The organism is Enterococcus ureasiticus, assembly GCF_001730285.1.
Taxonomy (GTDB): domain Bacteria; phylum Bacillota; class Bacilli; order Lactobacillales; family Enterococcaceae; genus Enterococcus_L; species Enterococcus_L ureasiticus.
Genome location: NZ_MIJZ01000001.1, coordinates 1,125,890 through 1,149,645 on the forward strand (window position 1 = coordinate 1,125,890; position 23,756 = coordinate 1,149,645).

The window sequence follows — 23,756 nt, forward strand, 5'->3', positions numbered from 1 at the left end:
CTCTATTTATTCTATGAAGAACTTGTCTAAAAAAATATAAAAATCTCTGAACGGACCTTACTATAACCGACAACTAGATTAGGATAGTCTTTACCTACACAAACAGCAATAGATTTTTGAAACTCTGCTGATATCTTACTTGGATCATGGATATCTTTGTTTTGCTGAATTGTAAAATATAGAATCTATTTGTAGTAATTTATCAGTTGTTCCATCGCTTATTTTTAAATCACATCTTCAAGTATCCGCAATACTCATATTGTACTCTTCATATTCAAATTACTAAAATTTGTATTTATATTAACTAATTATTTTACTTCTTTGATAACTAAAATTAAATTTATTTTTTTTCCCGTTCATACTTTCCTGGATGACTTCCGTCGTAATCCGTTAGATTATAAATCTCACTTGGTTTCTCTGTATCACTTGGTCCATGCCAATAACCCGTGTATGGTTCCATTGTTTTTCTAGGTAATTTTAGAGCGTTAGATTGTCCCGATTTAGATCTGAATACACTATCTGGTCCTAAGATTATTGTGTCTAACGCCTCCATTCTCTCAAATATACCATAGGCATTACTAATATTTCTCATATTCCAATTTGATAAATCTAATGTATCTACTTTGGTTGCTCCACTAAATGTATAGATGAAATTAGATACTCTGCTGGTATCCCACTCAGTAAGATTAAATTTAGTCAACTGAGGAGTGTTACTAAAAGTGCCTTCCAAACTAGTTACACCGCTCACGTCTATTTTCTCTAATCCTTCGATTTCTTCTAGTTCAGATAAACCAGAAAATAGATGACTTATATTATCACTTGCTTTTAATGGCTCAGTAAATTGGATTTTTTTTATTTTTTTCCCGTTTAATTTTGGTTCAATATTCTTTTTAATATTGAAATCCTTCCACGAACCCAATTTTTTTCCATCCTTAAAGAGTAATGTTTGCGTGTCTTCTTTCCATTCCCACTGAATATTAGAAAATTTTGTGAACGTTTTTTCACGTTCATACTTTCCTGGACGACTTCCGTCGTAATCCGTTAGATTATAAATCTCAGTTGGTTTCTCTGTATCACTTGGTCCATGCCAATAACCTGTGTATGGTTCCGTTGTTTTTCCAGGTAATTTTAGAGCGTTAGATTGTCCCGATTTAGATCTGAATACACTATCTGGTCCTAAGATTATTGTGTCTAACGCCTCCATTCTCTCAAATATACCATAGGCATTACTAATATTTCTCATATTCCAATTTGATAAATCTAATGTATCTACTTTGGTTGCTCCACTAAATGTATAGATGAAATTAGATACTCTGCTAGTATCCCAATCGTTAAGATTAAATTTAGTCAACTGAGGAGTGTTACTAAAAGTGCCTTCTAAACTAGTTACACCGCTCACATCTATTTTCTCTAATCCTTCGATTTCTTCTAGTTCAGATAAATTTGAGAATAGATAATCAATAGTTCTTGTAGCTCTGACTGGTTGAGTAAAAACAATCTTTTTAATTTTCTTTCCTGCTAAGATACTCTCTACCTCTGTTTTTATTTTACTCTCTATATTTGTATCTGGAAAAGTTCCTCCTTTAAATATTAATTTGTGGGTCTTCTCATTAAAAGTCCATCGAGTTGTTCCAAATACTCCTTTCAAAACGGAAGAATCTTCAAATTTTACTTTCATCGTATCACTTGGTACATCATTTACTCGTATAGCAAATTTAGGCTGCTCTTCTTCAACTATTTTGTTTGACGGCTTCGTGTCAAAATCAAATAGTTCATTAAGTCCCTGTTTGAAATAGCTATCTTTTCCACTTCCTGGTCCTTTGCTTAATGATGGGTAACCTGTTAATCCTTCATTAGCCTCTTTTAAAGTGACGATCTGTTTTCCATACTCTAAAATATTAAGGTTGTCTTTGTATTCTTCATTTACAGCATAAATAGAAATTCCTTCACTACTGTTATCGACTTTACGCCCCTCATCGAATCCATATATTTTTCTATTTTCAATTAAAAAATAGTGTTTTTCTGATGGTCTATTTTCTCCCTCTTTATATACAGGTAGTTTATATATCTTGGAATCTGGCTGATCTCCTGATTTCATAAGAATCTCTTTTTTCTCTGTAATAGTTTCTGTTGGCAATCCCAATTTCATTTTAGAATAAGCATCAAAATGTGCCGGTGTAGCGCCAGGAAAATCTTTAGGATTCTCACTGCGACGATCGCCAACTTTTCCCCAATAACCTGAAGACATTGTGCTATGGTAACCAATCCCATAGCCTTGAATAGAATTTTCAGATCCATACAAGTCTGGCAAACCTAATGAATGACCAAATTCGTGCGCAAATACGCCAATTGTAGTAGGTGTTGCTTTTAGATACCAACTACTACTTCCGCCAGATGGATTCGAGTTACGTTCTACATGTATCAGCTCTCCTGTGGCCATATATCCGTCTGAAAAAACTAAACCCTTATTAGACGTTATAGCATTATGACTTTTATGCCCCCAAATAGATTTGCCATTTCCTTTCGCATGCGTTATTTCAAATCCAGCAAAAATAAAGAGCACATGAAGCTCATTACTCGTTATTCGACCATCATGATTTTTATCATATATTGATAAATCAATATATTCTTCCGCTTTTTGCAGTGCTTTTTCCATATAAGACTGGTCAGGAAATTTAATTTGATAGTTTGTACTTGGATGTTCTTCATCTAAAGATACTTTTACAATTCCTGTTTCTTCTTTAAACTGGCTTGTTTGAGCGGGCATAATGTTGATTCTATCTTGTGTCGCCTCTTTATAATACGTTTTTAATGTTTTATCTTCTGGATTTTCTCCAAAAAATTTGTTTCTCCATTCTGAAATACTTACTGGTTCTGTGTCCGATTTGTACAGTTTTTGATTGCTAAATTCAACCATAACAACTAGAATATTTTGATCCTTGTCAAGAGAAGCTTGCTCTGATTTCATTCTGCTTCGCCGATCGTTTTCATTCGGTTGAATAGTTAATAAATAAATATCCTTTTCTTCCAATATATTTTTCGGTTTTTGATCAATTTGGTATTTTTTCCCAGTAGATTCTAATGTTGTATTGGCTGTACTTTTTTTTGCATAGTACCAATAACTATCACTTTCTTGAATCAAAACTTCAGATGTTTGACTCACAACAACATAGTGTAGAAATTCATTTCCTTTTAGCTCGCCTTTAAATGTCACACCATTTGGTTGTTCAAAGGAGATTTCTCCCAACTTCGGATCGACCACACCACCATGTGCAATCATTGGACTTAATCCTAATAATAAGAACCAGACTACACCAATAAAATAGAAATAATGAATCTCCCAACTACCTTTTTTTCTTTTCATCTTTTACCTCCTGTTATCACGTTATTTGTTATCTTTAAGTAATAAATAAACCATAAAATTTATTACTCAATATAAGTATAACAAAATTTCATTTGTTTTACATAATATACATAAAATTAATTACTATGTTAAAATATTATAACTTTTTCATTTCATTTTCTTAAAATACAATATACAAAAAAAGTGTTTTAATAGAAAATATTTCGTAATTTTGAAAAAAATAAAATCCATTTATCAAAATTGAACTTTTTTTAATTAACGACAGAAATAAACCACACGTTCTATGTGTGCGGAAACGGAAATTTTAGCGTTAAAAATCTCCTTTCGCTATACTAGCACATGGCTACCAACCAGATACTGAGCGAAAGGAGATTTTTATGTCTAATGACGATAAAAGTTTATTACATAGTTTTCACACCGAAATATAGAAGGAAAGTTATTTATGGAAAACTAAGAAAAGATATTGGAACAATTTTGAGAAGATCATGTGGAATAAAAGAATTAGAGATCATAGAGGCACATGCAATGCCGTATCATATTCATATGTTAGTAAAAAAACCACCAAAGTTAAGTGTTTCAAGTTTCATGGGCTATTTAAAGGGAAGAAGTACTGTTCTCATTCATGAAAGACATGCGAATTTGAAATACAATTATGGGAATCGAACATTTTTGGCAAAGGGATATTGTGTTAGTACTGTTGGATTGAATCAAAAGACAATCGAAAAATACATTAGAGAGCAAGGAGCGGGTGATAGAGCATAAGATAGTATAACTAAAATAGAATGCAAGGACCCGTTTAAAAAGTAAAAAAAATAAAAAGAAGACTCAGAAGCTGTTGGTGGTTTTTTTAAAAAAAGCCCCTTGAAGAGGCTTTGCGTCTAGTAACCCCTTATAAGGGTATTAAAAGCCACCCGTTCACACGGGTGGCTTTTTACTATTGATTAATTTCTCCCTTAAGAAGAAATTTATTTAAAAAATGCAAGAATCTCTGAGCGAATTTTACTATGATCAACAATAGGATCTGGATATTCTTTTCCAATCAAAACATCAATAGACTTTTGGAGCTCCATAGGCATCTTACTTGGCTCATGAATATATTTATTTGGTACAGCTTTTAATTCTGGAATAAATTGACGAATAAAATCACCTTGCGAATCAAATTTTTCACCTTGTGTGGTAGGATTGAATATCCTAAAATAAGGAACTGCATCTGTTCCGGTAGAAGCTGCCCATTGCCAGCCGCCAATGTTACTTGCAGCATCATAATCGATCAACTTTTGTTGAAAGTACTTTTCCCCCAGCTGCCAATCGATCATTAAATCTTTTGTCAAAAATGAAGCTACGATCATTCGCAAACGGTTATGCATCCAGCCAGTCTGATTGAGTTGTCTCATTCCAGCGTCTACGATTGGAAAACCAGTCTGACCATTTTTCCAACGCTCAAAAGCTTCTTGATTATAACTCCAGTGCAGTTGTCTGTATTGCTCTTTGATTTCTTGCGTTTTCTGTTTAGGATTCTCATGATAAATCATATTATAAAAATCTCGCCAGCAAAGTTCTGAAATGAAGGTTTGACGACCATCCGAATCCGGCTCAGCATTAAGCGCATACCAAACTTTACGGATCGATAGTTCGCCTGTCCTTAAAAATTTTGAAAGTTTACTTGTTTGATCCGAAAAAGGAAAATCTCGTCCTTTTTGATAATCATGTAAGTGGTTTTTTATAAATTCTTTTAGATAATTCTCAGCTATCGCCTCTCCACATTCATAATCAAAGGGCAACTCTATTTTTTCAATGATTTGGCTAAACTGTTTTTCGCCCTCACTAAATAATGGATGAGTAAGTTTGACAAACGTTCGATCAAGCCTCCTTGTTTTTTCATAGGGGCGTTTGGGCATTGTCAGCCACTTTCTAAAATAAGGAGTAAATACTTTATAGCTTTCACCATTTGGCTTTTTAATTTCCTGTACGCCATGTAAATGACTATCTTGGTACGAATGTACCTGAATTTGATTGCGCTCAAAAAAAGCAGTCATTTTTTGATCACGTTCTCTGCCAAAACCACGTTCATCTTTATTAAAATATACTGTATTCCAATCTTGATACGTCTTTTTTAATTCTATAAAATTTTCTTCCACATCTCCATATAAAAAATGGATTACTATATTATTAGCTTTAGCATGCTCAACAAAAGTAACCAAACTGCAGAAAAAAGTATCATGATTATAACTGTCTTCTAAAAATTGTGTTGGATTTAGCTGAAAAAGACAGACAAGTTCATCTGTATCTTGGCTATTCTCTATCATTTCACTAAAAGCTGTATTATCATCTAAACGAAGGTCTTTACGAAACCACATAATTGTTTTGCTCATTGAATTTTTTCCTTTCGTATTTATGAATAGTATTTAGATCGTAACATAGATACTAATTTATCACTAAAATTTACAAACCTCTGCCTGATTCAACTAAAAATTGATTACCGAGTTAGTTCCTTAACTCTTCACTCTCTTCTGTCTTTTGCTTTTCCCATAAAGGTAAAACCATATTCTCGTAGGACATTGGATCAAGATTTGTTAATGTTATTCCTAATAATCGAATCCCTTGTTCAAGTCCAAGAATTTCTTCCCAAATCAAGTTTGCTTGATAATATAGTTCTTCTTTTTTAGAAATATATTCTGGAAGCGTCTGACGTTTCGTCACCGTTGTATAATCTGCATACCGAACCTTTAAAACAACGGTTTTACCATGCTTTTGGACTCTTTCTAATGATTCCTCCACCCGTTGTGCCAGCTGTCGTAACTGAGCAGTCACTTGTGCTTCAGTCGTAAGCGGGGTGCCATATGTATGTTCTTTGCCTACTGATTTACGGTCTCTTGTTATATTTACTGGGGAATCATGAATTCCACGAACCTTTCGGTAAAGTGAATAACCCATTTTACCAAAATTACGGATCAGTTCCATCTCATCTTGTTTGTACAGATCTTCACCAGTGTATATGCCTAAATCATGCATTTTTGGGACTGTTTTTTTACCCACTCCATGAAATGCTTCGATCGGCAGTGCCTTCAAAAATGTTTCAGCATCATCTGGCATCACAACTGTTAAGCCTTTAGGTTTTTGAAAATCAGAAGCTAATTTGGCTAAAAACTTGTTATAGCTGACACCTGCTGAACAAGTTAAATGTAGTTCATTCCATATGTCATATTGAATTAATTTGGCAATCTTGATCGCTGATTTGCTATTTATTTTATTTGTTGTTACATCTAAATAAGCCTCATCGATTGAAACTGGCTCGATAATATCTGTATAGCGATGAAAAATTTCTCTAATTTGCTTAGAAATTTCAGAATATTTTTCATAATTTCCTGGTTTAAAAATAGCATCCGGGCACAATTCAAAGGCTTTTTGAGCACTCATTGCGGAATGGATTCCGAATTTTCGGGCTTCATAATTCGCGGTCGTCACAACACCTTTACCACCGGTATCACTAGGATGTCGGGCGATCACTAAAGGATGTCCGACTAGTTCTGGATGATCTCGTTCTTCTACAGAAGCGAAAAATGCGTCCATATCGATATGAATTATTTTGCGAGAAGTATCCTTCTTTAAGGGAAAACGTAGTTCACTGATCATAATCGCCCTCCTCCTTTCAAGTAGATACAGCGGATCATTTGATCCTTAATAAAATTTAAGATAAATTCCTCTTTTACTATCATCAAGCAATTTTTCAATCTTTATTTGAGCTATTTGTGACACAGTTGACACTGAAACAATTTTATCAGTTGCTTCTACTAAAGGATCAACAAATCTTATTTTTTTCTTTTGCTGAATATCGTAGTTATCATCACTAGAGCAAACAGTATATTTCGGCGGATGATCCATTTTTTTCAATAGTTGTGTGATTTCATTAGAATTACTTGATTTTAACCTTTCAAGAAATATAGAATCCGTCGTCAATAAATCATCCAAAGTAACTTCATTATGCTCAAATCCAAATCTAATTGCGTTTGCCATCCACTCATAGCTACAAATATTTCGTGGATCATAAAAAAAGTCGATTACTACTTTTCTATACTGATCTATAAACCAAATTGCCTCATCAATTGAGCTCAAAACAATCTTTTCCTTTATGATTTTGATTGAATTTAAAAATTGCTGGATTTCTTGTATTGGAACAGAAAAATAGCGGTACACTTCTCTCAATGTATAATCGATTCTATCACAGCAAAGTAAAGGTGCTTTTTGTTCTAGTAACGGCCATTTTTCATCATCCAATAAAATCTTTTCATAATCAAAACCATACTGCCTCAATAGAGTTGGAATTGCTGATTGTTCAATTAATCGTGCCTTGATCTGCTCATGATAGTCATCGGCTTCATTAGATAAAGCCAAATCGATCACATGGGAAAATGCAGTATGCGATACATCATGAAGCAACCCTGCTATTTGTTCTTCCACGGTCCCACCAAGTCGTCTAATCAACATCATAACACCAATAGAATGCTCGTATCTCGTCTCATTCCATGTTGAATTGATCAAAAATGCTGGTCCAGCCATATGAACATCCTTTAAACGCTGAATCTCTTCTGATAAAATCAATGTTGCTAGAACTTCTTCTACTTCATATGAACCATATAGAACATCCTCAACAATCATTCTTTTCTCCTTTAAAAATCCCATCATCTTTTACAAACATTATATACGAACATTTGTTCATTTACAACTGATTTTATTCAACAAAAAAAGAGCAGAACTACTTCTAGCTCTGCTCCCTCATCTATAATAATCAAATCGCTTCTGCTCCACGTTCACCTGTTCTAATTCGGATCGCTTCTTCTACATTATAAACAAAAATCTTGCCATCTCCCACTTCACCTGTCTGGCAAATAGACAAAATCAAGGAAATAACTTCTTCTACTTCTTCATCCAAAACAACAAAACTAACTTTTACTTTAGGTAATAATGTCGTAATGATTTCTTGGCCACGGACATATTCTTTTAACCCTTTTTGGTTACCAAAACCTAACACTTGGCTTACCGTCATCCCTAATGCTTCAAAATTGTCATCCATTTTCACTTTCAGTTCTTCTAATTTTTCCTGCTGAATGATTGCTTCTACATTTTTCATTGATTTTCCTCCTAAGAATCTAACCCCATAAATGTCGGATACGCTGTTTCATCATGTTCGATTCGATCTAATCCTAACGCTTCTTCTTTGGCTGAAACTCGAATCGGCATGAATAATTGAATTCCTTTGATGATGAGAAAACTAGCGGCTCCAGCAAATACGATCGTAAAAGCTATACTAGCAACTTGAGCCACAAATAATTCTGTCCCACCATAGATTAATCCAGTTTTACCGCCAATAGCAGGGTCTGCAAATATTCCAGTCATAACCCCACCAAAAATACCACCAACACCATGACAACCAAAAGCATCTAGCGCATCATCATACCCAAATTTATGTTTAACAAATGAAATAAAATAATAACAAAACGGACTAACTAACGCTCCTAGAACAAATGAACTCCAAAGGGAAACAAAACCCGCACCTGGTGTGATCGCAACTAAGCCCACGACAGCACCTGTACAGGCACCGACCACTGTAGGTTTTCCAATTGCCAACTTTTCGATCAACATCCATGAAAGCATCCCGCTTGCAGCCGCCGTATTCGTCGTAAGCATTGCGTGGATCGCCAACCCGTCGGCTGCCAACGCAGATCCAGCATTAAATCCAAACCAGCCAAACCAAAGTAGACCAGCACCTAAAACGACAAACGGAATGTTATGTGGACGATATTCTGTTTGCCGATATTCTCGACGTTGTCCTAAAACAATAGCTAATACAAGACCTGAAATCCCAGAAATAATATGAACCACATTTCCGCCTGCAAAATCAATCGACCCTATTTCTTCTAAAAAACCTCCGCCCCAAACCATATGAGCCATCGGATAATAAACGATGATCGACCAAATACCAATGAATAAAAAGATCGCAGAAAATCGCATCCGTCCAACAACGGCGCCTGTAATAATTGCTGTCGTAATCAAGGCAAACATCATTTGAAAACCAGCAAACAGGCCTTCTGGAATCGTATCGCCTTTGGTCATTGAAACATGATTAAAAAATAGCTTGTCAAAGTTTCCAACAAATAAATTTCCCTCGCTAAAAGACATTGAATAACCTAAGATGATCCAAAGAACCGAAGCTAATCCCATCACGCAAATCACCATCATCATTGTGTTGAGGATATTTTTTCTTCGTTCCAGTCCGCCGTAAAAAAATGCTAAGGCAGGTGTCATTAAAAAGACCATTGCTGAACAAATCATAATAAATGCAATATTTCCTGTTTCCATAACAAACCCCTCCAATTCAAAAATTAAGCCAACCTTCATTTTAGCTTTGTCGGTTATTTTAGCATCGTTTTTTGAATTCTCCTAGTAAAAATCCCTTGAACAAACAAAATAATTTCATTTTTCTGACAATTCGCGTTATAAAAAATAACATCTATACCAATACAACGCTTTCTTTCTATTATCTGGTTAAATAGAGTAAACCGATTACTGCAAAAAAATAAACTGACTTTTTTAATCAGCTTATTTTTCATTATCTATTTCAATCTACATGGAACTCTTTATAAACTTCTTGTTTTTTCAATCCTCGTAGCTTTGCAACTTCTTTGATTGCTTCTTTAGAAGAGCTCCCTGTATTCATCAATACATCGATATGTTCCTTGATTGAAAGCTCTAAATCTGCATTTTCTGCTACTTCCGATCCATCAGCACCTTCAACTAAAAGACAACACTCCCCTTTTAACGTGTGCTCGGCTAAATAATCTCTCAATTCCGCCAAAGTACCACGGAGATATTCTTCATGGAGTTTCGTTAATTCACGACAAATCACGGCTTTCCGCTCTTCCCCAAATACTTCTGAAAAATGCTTTATCGTTGTAGCAATTCGATGAGGTGATTCGTAAAAAATTTGCGTTGGTACTGCTGTTTTTAGCTTCTCTAAAACATCCATTTGTTCTTTTTTCTTTCTAGGTAAAAAGCCATAAAATGTAAATGGTTGCGGCGATAATCCTGAAGCAATCAATGCTGTGATTCCTGCTGTTGGACCAGGTAACGCGATCACTTTGATTCCTGCTTCAATGCACGCTTCAACTAATTCATGACCTGGATCACTAATCGAAGGCATTCCCGCATCGCTTACTTGAGCAATCAATTCGCCAGCTTCTAAACGTTCAATAAACTGTGGAATCCGTTCTTTATAATTATGCTCATGAAAACTGATTTGAGGAGTCGATACCTCAAAGTGATTCAGTAATTTTTGCGTATTTCTGGTATCTTCACTTGCAATGATCGTTGCTTCTTTTAAGATATTGATACAGCGAAAGCTCATATCTTCTAAGTTTCCGATTGGTGTCGGCACCAAATATAGCTGTCCTATGCTGGATGAATCAAAACTTTTTTGTTTTTGCATAATTACTCCTTTTCAGCGCTTAAGTTAATATAAAAGAGGCTGAGACAAATTTTGTCACAGCCCCTCCAATTGATTTGATTAAATTTATTTGTATCTTTCGCCATAAATGACATCTAAACAAAAAGCACATTCTTCATCATTTTCACGACGTGAACCGTATAAAATATTACAGACATGAAATCCTTCTTCATAAAGTTTTTCCAAATTCATTCGAGATTTAGACAACTCCTGCTTAGCTGGATCATTTGGGTCACTGGCTAATTTAGTCAATTCCTGTAAATGTTCGCGTAAGCGTTGATTTTCAATTTCAAGGGTTGTATTTTTTTCAACTAACTCGTGAAGTGCTTCCTTAATCTCTGATAATTGTCCCAAAGTTCCTTGTAGATCCGTCTCTAAAGAACTCAGACCATCGTATAAAGAACGTTTATCCATTGTGATCACCTTTTTCGGCTTGAGCTTTTTCTGTCGCTTCTTTTATTTCTTCGTAATCGTATTCTACAGCTGTTTCACGTCCAACTAAACGGACTTTGATGATACGGCTCAATAAATTCAAACCAACTACTCGGCCTTTTCCATCTGGTGTGATCACATCTTTACCATAATCAGGTAATTCTTTTTTCGCTGCTTCGTATTCATCATTTTCGTATTTTAAACAACACATCAAGCGCCCGCATAAACCAGAAATTTTTACTGGATTCAACGATAAACCTTGATCTTTTGCCATTTTGATCGATACTGGCATAAAGTCACCTAAAAAAGTCGAACAGCATAACTGTCTACCGCATGGGCCGATTCCACCTAAAATCTTAGCTTCATCTCTGACACCGATTTGACGCAATTCGATTCTCGTACGGAAAATCGCCGCTAAATCTTTGACGAGTTCACGAAAGTCGATTCGACCATCTGCTGTAAAATAAAAAACCATCTTGCTGCGGTCAAATGTATATTCAACACGAATTAATTTCATTTCTAATTCATGTGCTCGAATTTTTTCTTTGGCCACACTTAATGCAGCTTTTGCATCGTCTACGTTCTTTTGTTCCTTATCTAAATCAGTTTCTGATGCTTTATTTAAAATGGGCTTTAAATCCTCAGGTAAATCTTCCGGATCAATAGATTTTTTCGGTATCGCCACTGTGGCAAGCTGTTTAGACTGCTGTGATTCCACAAGCACTTTGTCATTATAAAAATACTCTGATTTTCCAGGAGCAAAATAATAGATATGACCTGCTTCACGGAAGCGAACTCCTACTACTTCTACCATTTTCATCCTCCTATTTATGTTTTAGGGTGAATCATTCGTATCACTAATTGCTCACAAACACTTTGAAAGCTGACATTTGCTTCCCACTTTTGGCGTGCTTTCAAAATCAGTTCAACTCGTTGTGCTTGTTGTTCTATCACACGTTTGAGCTGTTCTTCTGCTACACTTTCAGTGAGTTGTTTGCGGTAATAAGCAAGTAATAAATCAAAACTCAACGCTTGTTGATCTTTTTCTTTAAAGAGCTTGATCATCTTTTTTTGAACATAGACAAAAGCTTGTAAATCATCTTTTATCATGTAATCAAACCACTGTTGAGTTATTTCCCTAGCTTCATTAAACCATTCATCTTGAGAGATTTCAACTGCTTTGTCAAAACTATTTGTCAACTCAGCCAAAAGATTTGCTGTATTTTTATTGATGCCAGATTCTACCAAAGCATGAACCAGTTTTTCCTTAACTAAAGGTTGGAAATGAAGAACCTGACAGCGTGATTGGATCGTCGGTAAAATTTTCGCTAAAGACGTCGTCTCTAATATCGCTAAAACCTTTCCTTCCGGCTCTTCTAGAAATTTTAACAAGCTGTTCGCAGCACCTATACTCATCTTATCTGCTTGTTCGATCAAGAAGACTTTTTGAGCAGTCTCTACCCCACTTTTGCTAAATTCTGCCTTCAAGGCTCTGATTTGATCCACTTTGATCGTCTGACCATCTGGTGCGATTCGTAAGACATCTGGGTGTTCATTTTCATTGATCCGCAGACAATTATTGCACTGATTGCAAGGATTGTTTTCGGTCAGATTCGTACAGAAAATGTGTTTTGCCATCCATAAACCAAATTCTTTTTTACCAGTTCCTGTATCGCCTTCAAAAAGATAAGCATGGGCAAGACGACCATGCTCAAAACTTTTTTGAAGTTGCTGGTAAAGCAACGGTTGTTGTTCATTTAAAACGTATGCTTCATTCATTTTAATATTGATGGAATCCTTCTACTGGGAGAACAAAGACAGTTGCGCCGCCCACCTCAACCTCAACAGGATAAGGCACTTGTCCATCCATCGTAATATCTAGTGTTACAGGAGTTGACACATATTGTTTACGAGATTGGCATGTTTTTTTGATCAATTCCAATGCTTCATCCACACGATCATCATCGATCCCTACGATAAATGTACTATTTCCAGCTTTTAAAAAGCCGCCTGTTGATGAAAGTTTTGTCGCACGAATATTGGCATCAATAAGTTCATTGGCTAAACGGTTACTATCTTTATCTTGGACAATCGCTAAAATAATTTTCATATTCGGTCACCTTCCTAGTTTCTAAAATATTCTGGATAACGTTTTACGATCGCTTGAAAGGTTGCTTCCACAACATCTTCCAAACTCATTCTGGCATCAATCTTCGTAATTCTTTCTGGGTTTTCTTCTACTAGTTTTAAATACTCGTGACGAACCCGTTGATGAAACTCAAGTCCTTCAGAATCCAATCGATCGATTTGCTGTTGACGATTATTTTTGATACGGTTCAGTCCTGTATCTGAATCTACGTCTAAGTAAATCGTAAAATCAGGTACCGTCCCTTCAATCGCAAACTCATTGATCGCAGCTATTGCTTCAACGCCAATACGTCGCCCAGCACCTTGATAAGCTAATGAGCTGTCTACAAAACGATCACATAAAACAATTTTGCCTTCTTCTAATGCAGGCAAAACTTTTTCCATCAAATGCTGACGTCTAGCTGCTGCATAAAGCAATGCTTCAGTCCGCTCATCCATCTCCTGATTTCTTGGATCTAAGATGATTTGACGAATTTTCTCAGCAATGGGAATACCGCCAGGCTCTCTTGTCTTAATGATGCTTCTCTCTGCTGCCAGATCCAGTCTTGGATATAACTCATTCAATACACTTGTCTTTCCTGCGCCATCTGGCCCTTCGATCGTTATAAAAATACCTTGCACTTTACTAATCCCCTTACTTACTTTGATTCCTTCTATCTATTATACTTTATCTGCTACAATCAGTCTAATTGAATTCCTTATTATTAAAAATTTCTTGATGAATAAATAAAACTGGAATGAAAAGCCCAATAGATTTTGCCATTTGATTGAAAAGACGTATAATCGAATTAGAGATAACAACAACAAAATGGGAGTGATTTTTTTGGAAAATTTATTTGCAGCAGTTGATGCTTATTTTATTGAAAAATTAGTAGAAAACGATCCTGTCTTTGATCAAATTCTGACCAATAACCAAAAGTATAAATTACCGCCTCACGATGTATCCCCTTCTCAAGGAAAATTCCTTTATCTTCTTACAAAAATAAAAGGAGCCAAACGTATTTTAGAAATTGGTACACTTGGCGGATATAGTACACTTTGGTTTGCTAAAGCTTTAGATGATGATGGACAGATCATCTCCCTTGAATATGATAAAACCCATGCAGACGTTGCTAAAGAGAATTTAGCCCTAGCTGGTGTTTCAAATAAAACAACGATTGTTGTAGGAGCTGCTTGTGATAGTTTAGAAGAAATGATCCAAACTCAAACGGCACCATTCGATTTAATCTTTATTGATGCAGATAAAGAAAATAATTCAGTTTATTTACACTACGCACTGCAACTTTCAACACCAGGAACCATTATTATTGGTGACAACGTTGTTCGTGAAGGGACTGTTCTTGATTCAAAAAGTTCTGATAGAAGAGTTTTAGGGGTACGCTCTTTTGTCGATGATCTTTCAACTTCTAAAACCTTAACTTCAACAGCTATTGAAACAGTGGGCGTTAAGGGTTACGATGGTTTCACGATCAGTATAGTTGAAAAGTAAAAAAATGATTCAGGGAAAATTTCTCTGAATCATTTTTTCTTTACTTTTTAGGTCATCTTTGGGGCGTGGTATTGTTTCGATTTGAAGTATCGTATTCAATTCAAGATTTTAATGTCACGTTTGTTTATAACTTACTTTCAGTTATAGACTTTTTTCGTAATCTTTTCTATTCTAAAGTTCTCGTCGTCCTTCTACCGCTTTTAATAAAGTTACTTCATCTGCATACTCAATATCGCTGCCGACAGATAATCCGTGCGCTAATCTTGTCACTGTGATTCCTGCTGGTTTAATCAATCGAGAAAGATACATTGCAGTCGCTTCCCCTTCTGTGGTAGCATTTGTCGCAATGATGACTTCTTTCACTTCATCATCATGGAGACGTTGAATCAATGAAGCAATATTGATATCTTCTGGACCAGTTCCTTCCATTGGTGACAGTACACCATGAAGCACATGATAAAGACCATGGTATTCACGCATTTTTTCCATAGCCATAACATCTTTTGATTCTTCAACGACTAAAATAATACTACGGTCTCTAGTTGTATCCTGACAAATATCACAAGGATCTTCTTCTGTGATATTCCCACAAATGCTGCAAAAATGTAGATCACGTTTCACACTGATCAAGGCTTTAGCAAAAGCATTAACATCTTCTTCTTTCATATCAAGTGTATAAAAAGCCAAACGAACGGCCGTTTTTTGACCGATACCTGGTAATTTCATGTAACTTTCGACTAATTTGGCGATAGGTTCTGGGTAATGCATTTTCAACAAATCCTTTCAAACTCAAACGATTCACGATTGGTTGTAAACTATGTACTTATTAAGAATCCAATGTACATTATAGCATTTTTTCCTGATAATTAAGTATAATAATGATTTTTTCTTTACTAATAATCAGCTTTTGACTACTCAGAAAAATCTACATTCTTACAATCTGTCATATCACTTAAATATCCAAATATTATCTCTTTCACACACTTCATTACCAAATAAAAAAAACATAAATAAGGATTTCGTTCAAAAAAATTACAGATTATTTTAACTCCCTCTCCTATCCTCTGTTATTTCCATGTAACCCACCTTTATTTTAAAGGAATATCAAATACAATAGTCTTTCAAACTATATTCAAACACAATTTAACATAACAAGTATAAAATTATATAACATAATATATTTTTTTGTTTTTATCCATGAAAAGTATTGACTTTTATTCTGTGTATCGTATATTTATTATGGTTGCAAAACTAATTTTTACAAAAAAAGGAGATTTTTTATGAAAAAAAGTTTAAAGATTATGGCTGCTTTATTATTAATCAGCTCAGTTGTTGGTTCAACACCATTGGTAAATTCAGTTGTTCATGCGAAAGAATCATCAGGATATAGTGATGACAATGACGCTTTGCTCCGTGCGGGCTTACTGGCACAAGTGGATATTGCTAAGGAACGCTTGGCCGCTCCTGATTTGCACGACTTGTACACCCCAGAGTCTATCAAAAGTTTATCTGACCTATTGGCTCACGCTCAGAATGTTTTAGATAACTATATAGTAAATAGCTATCAAACTTGTACCATAGACTTGATGAATGCCACCCTAACTCCAATTACTAACGATACTGAGTCTACTTCTACGGAGTCTACTTCTACTGAATCTACTTCTACGGAGTCTACTTCTACAGAGTCTACTTCTACGGAGTCTACTTCTACGGAGTCTACTTCTACAGAGTCTACTTCTACGGAGTCTACTTCTACAGAGTCTACTTCTACGGAGTCTACTTCTACAGAGTCTACTTCTACGGAGTCTACTTCTACAGAGTCTACTTCTACGGAGTCTACTTCTACAGAGTCTACTTCTACGGAGTCTACTTCTACAGAGTCTACTTCTACGGAGTCTACTTCTACAGAGTCTACTTCTACAGAGTCTACTTCTACTGAATCTGGCTCTTCTGAAGAAGCTACACCATCTATTGAAGTAAAGGATCAAACTGTTTATGTTGGGCAAACACTAACAGAAGATATCGTTTTAAGTTGGGCTACATTTAAAAATGCTGATGGTTTAACGGTAGGATTCGAAGTAGTTGGTGAGCCTATCCAAGTTACTGCTCTCGGAAATACGCTAGTAGAACCTGGAACTCACAAAATCAGATTTTATGTAAGTAAACCCGCTCAGCAACGTAGTTCAGAAACTGTTGTTGCTGAAAAAGTAATTACTTTAAACGTTCTTCCAGAAAGTGATAACCCACTAAAACCAACTTCACCTAAGGAAGAAACTAAGGGGAAAGAAACTAAAGCTCCTAATAAGGATCTTATTTCTCAAGTAGCATCTCCAATTTCTAATACAGCTAAAAAAACGATTGATTCAGCTAAAACAACAGCTAAGCAATTACCTTCAACAGGTGAAACAAACAATGGTATGATGATTGCATCTGCTGGAGTATTATTAATTTCAGGCGCTTATATCTTTAGAAAAAAACAATTAGACAAATAATACTTCTTCGTTAACTATCGTTACTGAAGAAAACGTCTAGAATCAAAATTGCTTTATTTAACCTAGAGGGAACTCCTTCTAGGTTTTCCTATTTTTTGTACCTCTTAAAATTATTACTGATTATTGCGTAACGTATCATGATTTAATGATTTTAATTGGTTGATAATTTGGATTACAATAATAATCGTTAATGTGGTCAAAATAGCTGAGACAATCGCAATTCCATTAAGTTCAAACTCATTTATTGGTGAATTCCATAAGAAATGCAATACGATCGGAGAAATAAACCAAAGATATCCGTCTCGTCTGCTTATATTTTTATTTTTAGTTACTAGACAGATAATCCCTAATGAAAGGATTCCGGTATAAGACCAATGAGAACTGATTGAACCTGATATTCTAATGATTACTTGTGGAACAACATCTTGGATCGATTCACTCGCCGTATTTGCTACATATGAAATATCTTCCATGATCTGAAAACCTAGCCCCACACTTACACCTACGCCAAAAACTTCAGGTAATTTCTTGATTTTTAATAAATAGATAATCAACAACACACATAAAAATTTAGTTGATTCCTCCACAACAGGAGCAGTCAAGGAATCCATCCAGCTCGTGATAGACGTAGAATTTCCGAATAGGTTACTGATCAGACTTGCCCCAAACTCATTACCAAAAGCAGATAACCACCCAGGAATAAAAGCCCCACCAAAAATCGCAAGTACGATTATATAGCTCGGAATAGTAAAATAACTAGAAAATTTCTTTAATAACAAGGTACCCGGCACAATATACAAACATAATAGCAATAACGTTAAAAACAATACTAGGTAGGCACTATTGTTTAAATTTGATAAACCAATACTATCTAATTCATAACTAATACCAATAGAAGCCAGCAAAATAAATACAAATAAACTGATTTTCTTTAACATTTTTTCCTCCTCTTATTTAGATAATCATTAGTTCCTTAAATCCCATAAAAAAAGAATGGACCCAAAAATATATCATTGAGTCCATCCTATTTTAAACACTATCTTCTATACTAAAATCCAGGCATGCCTTTAGCGTATTTCCCCATTGTTGCTTCTGTTTCTTTTTCTACTTTAGCCAAGGCATCATTCACAGCCATAATCACTAAATCCTGTAGCATTTCTACATCTTCTGGATCAACAATATCTTCTTTGATCGAGATATCTTTCATTTTACGGTCACCAGTAAATGTAGCTGTCACTAACTCATTGCTTGAAGCACCTACAAACTCTCTTACATTTAATTCTGCTTGCGCTTTTTCCATATCCTTTTGCATTTTTTGGACCTGTTTCATCATTCCTTGCATATTTCCCATGCCTCGCATCATAACTATCGTCTCCTCTTAATCGTTTATTACTTCAACAAGCGCCTCACCAAACATGGCAATCGCTTCGTCTACTACTTGATTGTTCACTTCTTCTGCCGGTTCGTCCTCTGTTAGTAAATGGTTTTCTTCATTCATAACAGGTCGATCTTCATTCGGTTGCTCTCCTGGTGTTTCTTTATTTTGGCTGATAAATGACTGACGCAGTTTCGGCCAACTTTCTTTGGTAATACAAATCATATCCGGTGCATAATTATTTACCAAACGGCTTAGATTATTATGAACAGCTAACTGCATTTCCTCATCTTCCATGGCTCGACCACAGACGATCTCATACTCGAAGGCAATCACTAAGCCATTAGGACCAGCTGCAACTGGCTCACTGGCTTTCAGCATCGCTCTTTGCGTCACGGACATCATTTGCAATAAGTCATCCCAGACATTTTTGACGTTCAACAAATGATCTTTGGTCGCTTCATTCAGCACTTTATAAACAAGCTCTGTTGGGATTCGCAACGTATTTTTGCTGCTCGTTGCCCGTGTTGCTTTAACAGGTTCAGCTTCTTTAGCTGTCACACCGTTTTTCTTCAATTCGGTTAATTCTTTTTGTAGGTGTTCGATTTGTTGCTGCAACGTAGCAATCTCTTCTGTCGGAACCGGTTGAGTTTCATTCGAAATTTCTACTGGTTTTCTAACTGATTTTGCAAGCTTAACCGTTGCTACCTCAAGATAAATATTCGCATTGTTGGTAAAACGGATATCATTTTGAGTATCGCTTAGAATTTGGATCATCTGATAAATTTTCTCAGCAGCAGTTTGTTCTGCTAGTTCTTTGAAATTCTGTGTCAGATTTCCAACTTTTTCAGCTAACAAATTAGGCGCTTGTTGAAACATCAGTAAGTCACGGCAATATAATAAGAGATCTTCTAAAAAACGTCTTGCTTCTTTACCAGAACTAAGAATACTCTCTAATACTTCTAACGCTTGCTCAACATCACCTGTTACACAATTGGAGATGTATTGATCCATCATTTCATAGGTCAAACTACCTGTTACCTGCATCGCATCTGTCAGCGTAACTTTTTCATCACTAAATGAAATCGTCTGATCTAAAATACTCAAGGCATCTCGCATCCCACCTTCTGCTGCTCGGCCGATTACGTATAGAGCTTGTTCTTCAAAATCAACATCGATTTGTTTTAAAATGTAGCCTAGATGATCAACGATATCTTGTGTACCGATTCGTTTAAAATCAAAACGCTGCGTTCTTGAAATGATCGTTAACGGAATCTTATGAGGTTCTGTTGTCGCTAAAATAAAAATCACATTTTGCGGTGGTTCTTCTAAGGTTTTTAGTAATGCATTAAAAGCACCTGTAGACAACATATGTACTTCATCGATGATATACACTTTATATTCAGCTTGCGTTGGGGCGTATTTTGCTTTATCGCGGATATCACGAATCTCTTCTACCCCATTATTGCTCGCCGCATCAATTTCGATCACGTCGTTCAAACGACCTTCAGTAATCGCAATACAAGTTTCGCATTCATTACACGGTTCCCCGTCTACACTATGTTTACAGTTGATTGCTTTAGCAAAAATTTTCGCCGCACTTGTCTTCCCTGTTCCTCTTGGGCCGGTAAACAAATAGGCATGCGAGGTTTTCTTTTGTATGATCGCATTTTTTAATGTCTGCGTAATTGCTTTTTGACCAACAACGTCATCAAAACGCTGCGAACGCCAGACACGATACAAAGCTTGATAAGCCATAATTTACCCCTCCCTCGAAATTTCACTATCTTCTATTATACGTGATTTTTATGGATAAGGCATTAAAAAAAGCTAACTGATTAAAAAATCTTTCAAAAAAAAGCCCTGACTCTCGTCAAGACTCAAACTGTAGACGAAAAGGTATTGGCAAACACATCAGCATTTTTTTATCTATAGTCTAAAGTTGAAACCTTACTTTCTCATCCTTTTGATTCGGTATTTTTTTATTTTCACTTGATCTCTTCTACATCTATACACTTAGTTTCACAATAATAGCCTTTGCCGCCAACATAAACTTTTTCTATTTCATTCTTACTATCGGTTGCTAATTTAACCAATATTTCGGAAGGCGAACCTAAAGAATAACCTTGCTCAAATACATAGATTTCTTTTTGCAATGAGTGCTGTTCATGAAGGTAGCACGCTAATGCACCGTTTGAAGTTCCAGTCGCTGCTTCTTCATTGATATCGTATAGTGGCGCAAAATTTCTACATATAATTCGATCGTCTTTAAACGCATATAGATGCATCCCAACAACAGTATAATACTTGCTAATTTCTTTGATTTTTTCAAAATTAGGTTGGAGTTCATCTAATCGTATTTCGTTTTTTATAGGAATTAGAATATCTTTCAGCCCTGTGGAGACTATTTGAATCGGGTATTGGTTGTTTATATCTTTAATATCAAAACAATCGCTGAACTCGTTGGAAGACAAAATATCATAGAATATCGGTTTGTTTTGTTCCATGAATATGATGTCATCTTTTATGGTAATAGTCAGAACACCGCTGTTTGTTTCAATCGTATAACGACTCCTGAATAGTTTCTTTAAATGCTTCAATATCGTGAAAGAGCCAATTGTAGCATGACCACATAAATCCACTTCTTCTTTTGGTGTAAAATACTCAAATTTATAATCAGCACTCGCAGATTCTGATATAAATGCGGTTTCCGCGTAGCCTAGTTGTTTGGCTATTGCCATTTTTTGAGTAGTGGTCAATGGATTTTCCATCAATACTACTCCTGCTTTATTTCCACCTTTATGATCCTTGCTAAATGCACTTGCTACATAAACTGATATTGTCATAAGACACCAGCCTTTCTCACTTAATAGTAAATTGTATCATAAAAATCACTATGTATAAATGTCGTTGGAGACATGGGGCATAACGCAAAAGACAAACTATTTTTAGTATTTGATTTCTCAAAAAATAGTTTGTGTACAATAAAAGCCCTGACTCTTGTCAGGGCTTTTATTATTCATTATATATGTGTATCTGTTTCTTCTTTTTTAGATGGTCCATCCATAGCACGGAACATTTGATTGTAACGTTCTTCGTCTTCTTGATTGTCTCTGATCACTTTTGAAAGTGTAAATGATGAAGAAATCAATCCAACTGACCCCATCAAATAGTACCCTTTAACCATCAAAGGTTCTTTTAGTGTGTACAAACCAATCAACATCAATGCCACGAAAAAGGCAAATGATCCCCAACTTAGAAAGACAAATGCAGGTGTGTTTCTGTAAGCTTTCTTTTTCATAATTCTCTCCTTTAATAAATAATAATACTCTTTCAGTATATCATTACTATTTATTAAATGACACTAATTATTTTAATTTCAAAAAATAATTAGCTCAAAAGGCCGATTAACATAACAATTCAGACATTTAAATAAGCAATATCTTTTGGTAAAACCAAGCGTCTTTTATCAATATATTTTCGTAAATCAGTGATATTTTTAAAAGACGGAATATCTTCTACTATCATATTGATCTCTTCATCTACCGTTTCAACAGCGTAATTCGAAACATATAGGTCATAATTTTGATCAGCGTTACTCACCATTCGATCATAAAAATGATTCTCTTGAACGGAAAGACTAACTTTATTTCGGAAGTTTTCTTTCAATACAGAACTAAGTAGTTGAGCGTGCTCCTTCCCTAAATCACTTAAAACTAGAACAGATAATTGATGCCGCATTTCATCCGTAAGCCTACTAAGATCTTGCCAGCGAATCGCCATTTCATGAAGGATGCCATCTAAATACATCGATTTCCACGGAAACTTCATTTTAGCTTCCAATACCCCCAAAGCCTTATTGACAACCGCTGTAAATACAATAAAGTTTTGTTTGATTGCCCGGCTAGAATACAAGTAGCGATCATAGACCATAAATTTTTTATAGGGAAACATTTTGTGTTTGGCGTAAATATATTCGATCAAGCGAACGATACTTATCTTACTTTGTTCTGAAATAGAAATAGACAGAGCATCTTTTATCGTATTCACCAAATTTTCTGCTTGTTTTATAACATTCACTTTTTCTTGTTCGTTGTCCCAACCAAAATCCCACCAAAAAATAGAATAACAGAAATCCTCATACCAATTATCAGGAAGAACCACGTTCAATGGTTCGGCGATTTCTTCCACTTCTGCTTGATATTTTCTAACATCGATCGTGGTTTTTACAAAACTATTGATTGGGTCTTTTCTATTTTGAATTAAAAAACCTTGTCGTTCTCTAATAATAGTCACTGCGATTGAATAGGCTAAGTGAACGATTTGACTATCATTCAATTCTAAATCAAATTTCTTATTGATCTTGTTCGACAAGCGAAAGACCTTTTCTTTCTCTAAATGAAATGGCCATTCACGAATACCGTAAACTTCAATAAAATAGCACATAAAAAAATAGCGAATTTGCCGTTCATCTTTTCCATGCACAAAATACGGCGAACGACTCATTTGAATATTACGATCTTTTAAAGCTGAACTAATTAAATTAGACAATCGATACAAACTAGAGTTACTTAAAAATAATTTCTTTTCCCAAAAGGCTGCTGGTTGCCTAGGTTCAAAAAAAATGGATTCTAATAATGAAAAAGCATTTGATTCTTGAATGATCTCAATATAAATGTCATGGATCGAGCGGTGCGGTGAAGCTATAAGCCGAACCCCATGTTTTCTGGATGTCTCTATCGTCAGATAATCTGACCAGCGATCTTCTATGTACTGACAATCCAACATGATCGTTTTCTTTGAGCATTCAATACTCTCAGCGAGATAATCTGAGGTGACCCAGCTATTTGGCCCGTTCAATAAGTTCAACAACAATACCCTTCGATGCATAGACGGTGATAACAATCTCTCCATTTTCTCTCCTCTTTTCACTTTTTTTATATTTTCTTCAAATT

Annotated in this window: 21 protein-coding genes and 1 pseudogene; 3 read left to right on the forward strand and 19 right to left on the reverse strand. The window is 35.4% G+C overall.

Annotated features, from left to right (window positions below; translation table 11 throughout):
• Window positions 1–340: 340 nt before the first annotated feature.
• A complete protein-coding gene (locus BCR21_RS05290) occupies window positions 341–3,364 on the reverse strand; it encodes a M6 family metalloprotease domain-containing protein (protein ID WP_069645436.1) in 3,024 nt (1,007 codons plus the stop codon).
• Window positions 3,365–3,748: 384 nt separating this feature from the next.
• On the opposite strand from BCR21_RS05290, the pseudogene tnpA reads away from it, so the two are divergent.
• Window positions 3,749–4,229 (forward strand): annotated as a pseudogene (tnpA, locus tag BCR21_RS05295) (IS200/IS605 family transposase).
• A 100-nt stretch (window positions 4,230–4,329) separates the two neighbouring features.
• Here the strand turns inward: tnpA and BCR21_RS05300 are convergent.
• The 11 genes from BCR21_RS05300 to tmk form a co-directional block, all read right to left on the reverse strand.
• Window positions 4,330–5,736 (reverse strand): cryptochrome/photolyase family protein, encoded by a 1,407-nt coding sequence (locus tag BCR21_RS05300; RefSeq protein ID WP_069645438.1) that lies wholly within the window; start codon window positions 5,734–5,736, stop codon window positions 4,330–4,332.
• A gap of 112 nt (window positions 5,737–5,848) precedes the next feature.
• Window positions 5,849–6,997 (reverse strand): DNA polymerase IV, encoded by a 1,149-nt coding sequence (gene dinB / locus BCR21_RS05305; protein WP_069645439.1) that lies wholly within the window; start codon window positions 6,995–6,997, stop codon window positions 5,849–5,851.
• Between the two features lie 45 nt (window positions 6,998–7,042).
• On the reverse strand, window positions 7,043–8,020 hold the full coding sequence (locus tag BCR21_RS05310) for an HD domain-containing protein (RefSeq protein WP_069645440.1): 978 nt from the start codon (window positions 8,018–8,020) through the stop codon (window positions 7,043–7,045).
• A 130-nt stretch (window positions 8,021–8,150) separates the two neighbouring features.
• Window positions 8,151–8,492: a P-II family nitrogen regulator gene (locus BCR21_RS05315; protein ID WP_069645441.1), complete on the reverse strand. Its 342-nt coding sequence runs from the start codon at window positions 8,490–8,492 to the stop codon at window positions 8,151–8,153.
• An 11-nt stretch (window positions 8,493–8,503) separates the two neighbouring features.
• Window positions 8,504–9,721, reverse strand: coding sequence for an ammonium transporter (locus BCR21_RS05320; RefSeq protein ID WP_069645442.1), 1,218 nt, complete (start codon window positions 9,719–9,721; stop codon window positions 8,504–8,506).
• Between the two features lie 259 nt (window positions 9,722–9,980).
• Window positions 9,981–10,847 carry a 16S rRNA (cytidine(1402)-2'-O)-methyltransferase gene (gene rsmI, locus BCR21_RS05325; protein WP_069645443.1) on the reverse strand — a complete coding sequence of 289 codons (867 nt, stop codon included), beginning with the start codon at window positions 10,845–10,847 and terminating at the stop codon, window positions 9,981–9,983.
• A gap of 84 nt (window positions 10,848–10,931) precedes the next feature.
• Window positions 10,932–11,279 (reverse strand): DNA replication initiation control protein YabA, encoded by a 348-nt coding sequence (locus BCR21_RS05330; RefSeq protein WP_010773302.1) that lies wholly within the window; start codon window positions 11,277–11,279, stop codon window positions 10,932–10,934.
• Window positions 11,272–12,111 carry a PSP1 domain-containing protein gene (locus BCR21_RS05335; RefSeq protein WP_069645444.1) on the reverse strand — a complete coding sequence of 280 codons (840 nt, stop codon included), beginning with the start codon at window positions 12,109–12,111 and terminating at the stop codon, window positions 11,272–11,274. Before BCR21_RS05335 ends, BCR21_RS05330 begins: the two co-directional genes overlap by 8 nt.
• Before the next feature lie 14 nt (window positions 12,112–12,125).
• Window positions 12,126–13,076 (reverse strand): DNA polymerase III subunit delta', encoded by a 951-nt coding sequence (gene holB / locus BCR21_RS05340; RefSeq protein WP_069645445.1) that lies wholly within the window; start codon window positions 13,074–13,076, stop codon window positions 12,126–12,128.
• A 1-nt stretch (window position 13,077) separates the two neighbouring features.
• Window positions 13,078–13,407, reverse strand: a complete 330-nt coding sequence (locus tag BCR21_RS05345) for a cyclic-di-AMP receptor (RefSeq protein WP_069645446.1) — start codon at window positions 13,405–13,407, stop codon at window positions 13,078–13,080.
• 14 nt (window positions 13,408–13,421) lie between these two features.
• Window positions 13,422–14,066 (reverse strand): dTMP kinase, encoded by a 645-nt coding sequence (gene tmk / locus BCR21_RS05350; protein WP_069645447.1) that lies wholly within the window; start codon window positions 14,064–14,066, stop codon window positions 13,422–13,424.
• Window positions 14,067–14,259: 193 nt separating this feature from the next.
• On the opposite strand from tmk, the gene BCR21_RS05355 reads away from it, so the two are divergent.
• Window positions 14,260–14,934, forward strand: coding sequence for an O-methyltransferase (locus BCR21_RS05355; protein ID WP_240488071.1), 675 nt, complete (start codon window positions 14,260–14,262; stop codon window positions 14,932–14,934).
• A gap of 171 nt (window positions 14,935–15,105) precedes the next feature.
• On the opposite strand, the gene recR is transcribed toward BCR21_RS05355, so the two are convergent.
• Complete coding sequence (gene recR, locus BCR21_RS05360) at window positions 15,106–15,702, reverse strand: recombination mediator RecR (RefSeq protein WP_069645449.1); 597 nt, start codon at window positions 15,700–15,702, stop codon at window positions 15,106–15,108.
• A gap of 512 nt (window positions 15,703–16,214) precedes the next feature.
• Here recR and BCR21_RS17390 point away from each other — a divergent pair.
• The gene (locus BCR21_RS17390) at window positions 16,215–17,426 is read left to right on the forward strand and encodes an LPXTG cell wall anchor domain-containing protein (protein WP_069645450.1); all 1,212 of its coding nucleotides are present in this window, start codon (window positions 16,215–16,217) and stop codon (window positions 17,424–17,426) included.
• Window positions 17,427–17,539: 113 nt separating this feature from the next.
• Here BCR21_RS17390 and BCR21_RS05370 read toward each other — a convergent pair whose 3' ends face one another.
• The 6 genes from BCR21_RS05370 to BCR21_RS05395 form a co-directional block, all read right to left on the reverse strand.
• Entirely contained in the window at window positions 17,540–18,364 is an 825-nt protein-coding gene (locus BCR21_RS05370) for a PrsW family glutamic-type intramembrane protease (RefSeq protein ID WP_084013228.1), read from the reverse strand.
• Window positions 18,365–18,474: 110 nt separating this feature from the next.
• The gene (locus BCR21_RS05375) at window positions 18,475–18,789 is read right to left on the reverse strand and encodes a YbaB/EbfC family nucleoid-associated protein (protein ID WP_069645451.1); all 315 of its coding nucleotides are present in this window, start codon (window positions 18,787–18,789) and stop codon (window positions 18,475–18,477) included.
• A gap of 15 nt (window positions 18,790–18,804) precedes the next feature.
• Window positions 18,805–20,559 carry a DNA polymerase III subunit gamma/tau gene (gene dnaX, locus BCR21_RS05380; RefSeq protein WP_069645452.1) on the reverse strand — a complete coding sequence of 585 codons (1,755 nt, stop codon included), beginning with the start codon at window positions 20,557–20,559 and terminating at the stop codon, window positions 18,805–18,807.
• 230 nt (window positions 20,560–20,789) lie between these two features.
• Complete coding sequence (locus BCR21_RS05385) at window positions 20,790–21,647, reverse strand: PhzF family phenazine biosynthesis protein (protein ID WP_069645453.1); 858 nt, start codon at window positions 21,645–21,647, stop codon at window positions 20,790–20,792.
• A gap of 176 nt (window positions 21,648–21,823) precedes the next feature.
• Window positions 21,824–22,102, reverse strand: a complete 279-nt coding sequence (locus tag BCR21_RS05390; protein ID WP_069645454.1) for a YiaA/YiaB family inner membrane protein — start codon at window positions 22,100–22,102, stop codon at window positions 21,824–21,826.
• Window positions 22,103–22,221: 119 nt separating this feature from the next.
• Window positions 22,222–23,715 (reverse strand): AcpB/EbpR/MafR family transcriptional regulator, encoded by a 1,494-nt coding sequence (locus tag BCR21_RS05395; protein ID WP_069645455.1) that lies wholly within the window; start codon window positions 23,713–23,715, stop codon window positions 22,222–22,224.
• Between the last annotated feature and the right edge of the window lie 41 nt (window positions 23,716–23,756).

Coding starts and splice junctions, on each gene's coding strand:
- BCR21_RS05290 (WP_069645436.1), bottom strand. CDS start 3,364: ATGAAAAGAAAAAAAGGTAGTTGGGAGATTCATTATTTCTATTTTATT.
- BCR21_RS05300 (WP_069645438.1), bottom strand. CDS start 5,736: ATGAGCAAAACAATTATGTGGTTTCGTAAAGACCTTCGTTTAGATGAT.
- dinB (WP_069645439.1), bottom strand. CDS start 6,997: ATGATCAGTGAACTACGTTTTCCCTTAAAGAAGGATACTTCTCGCAAA.
- BCR21_RS05310 (WP_069645440.1), bottom strand. CDS start 8,020: ATGATTGTTGAGGATGTTCTATATGGTTCATATGAAGTAGAAGAAGTT.
- BCR21_RS05315 (WP_069645441.1), bottom strand. CDS start 8,492: ATGAAAAATGTAGAAGCAATCATTCAGCAGGAAAAATTAGAAGAACTG.
- BCR21_RS05320 (WP_069645442.1), bottom strand. CDS start 9,721: ATGGAAACAGGAAATATTGCATTTATTATGATTTGTTCAGCAATGGTC.
- rsmI (WP_069645443.1), bottom strand. CDS start 10,847: ATGCAAAAACAAAAAAGTTTTGATTCATCCAGCATAGGACAGCTATAT.
- BCR21_RS05330 (WP_010773302.1), bottom strand. CDS start 11,279: ATGGATAAACGTTCTTTATACGATGGTCTGAGTTCTTTAGAGACGGAT.
- BCR21_RS05335 (WP_069645444.1), bottom strand. CDS start 12,111: ATGGTAGAAGTAGTAGGAGTTCGCTTCCGTGAAGCAGGTCATATCTAT.
- holB (WP_069645445.1), bottom strand. CDS start 13,076: ATGAATGAAGCATACGTTTTAAATGAACAACAACCGTTGCTTTACCAG.
- BCR21_RS05345 (WP_069645446.1), bottom strand. CDS start 13,407: ATGAAAATTATTTTAGCGATTGTCCAAGATAAAGATAGTAACCGTTTA.
- recR (WP_069645449.1), bottom strand. CDS start 15,702: ATGCATTACCCAGAACCTATCGCCAAATTAGTCGAAAGTTACATGAAA.
- BCR21_RS17390 (WP_069645450.1), top strand. CDS start 16,215: ATGAAAAAAAGTTTAAAGATTATGGCTGCTTTATTATTAATCAGCTCA.
- BCR21_RS05370 (WP_084013228.1), bottom strand. CDS start 18,364: ATGTTAAAGAAAATCAGTTTATTTGTATTTATTTTGCTGGCTTCTATT.
- BCR21_RS05375 (WP_069645451.1), bottom strand. CDS start 18,789: ATGATGCGAGGCATGGGAAATATGCAAGGAATGATGAAACAGGTCCAA.
- dnaX (WP_069645452.1), bottom strand. CDS start 20,559: ATGGCTTATCAAGCTTTGTATCGTGTCTGGCGTTCGCAGCGTTTTGAT.
- BCR21_RS05385 (WP_069645453.1), bottom strand. CDS start 21,647: ATGACAATATCAGTTTATGTAGCAAGTGCATTTAGCAAGGATCATAAA.
- BCR21_RS05390 (WP_069645454.1), bottom strand. CDS start 22,102: ATGAAAAAGAAAGCTTACAGAAACACACCTGCATTTGTCTTTCTAAGT.
- BCR21_RS05395 (WP_069645455.1), bottom strand. CDS start 23,715: ATGGAGAGATTGTTATCACCGTCTATGCATCGAAGGGTATTGTTGTTG.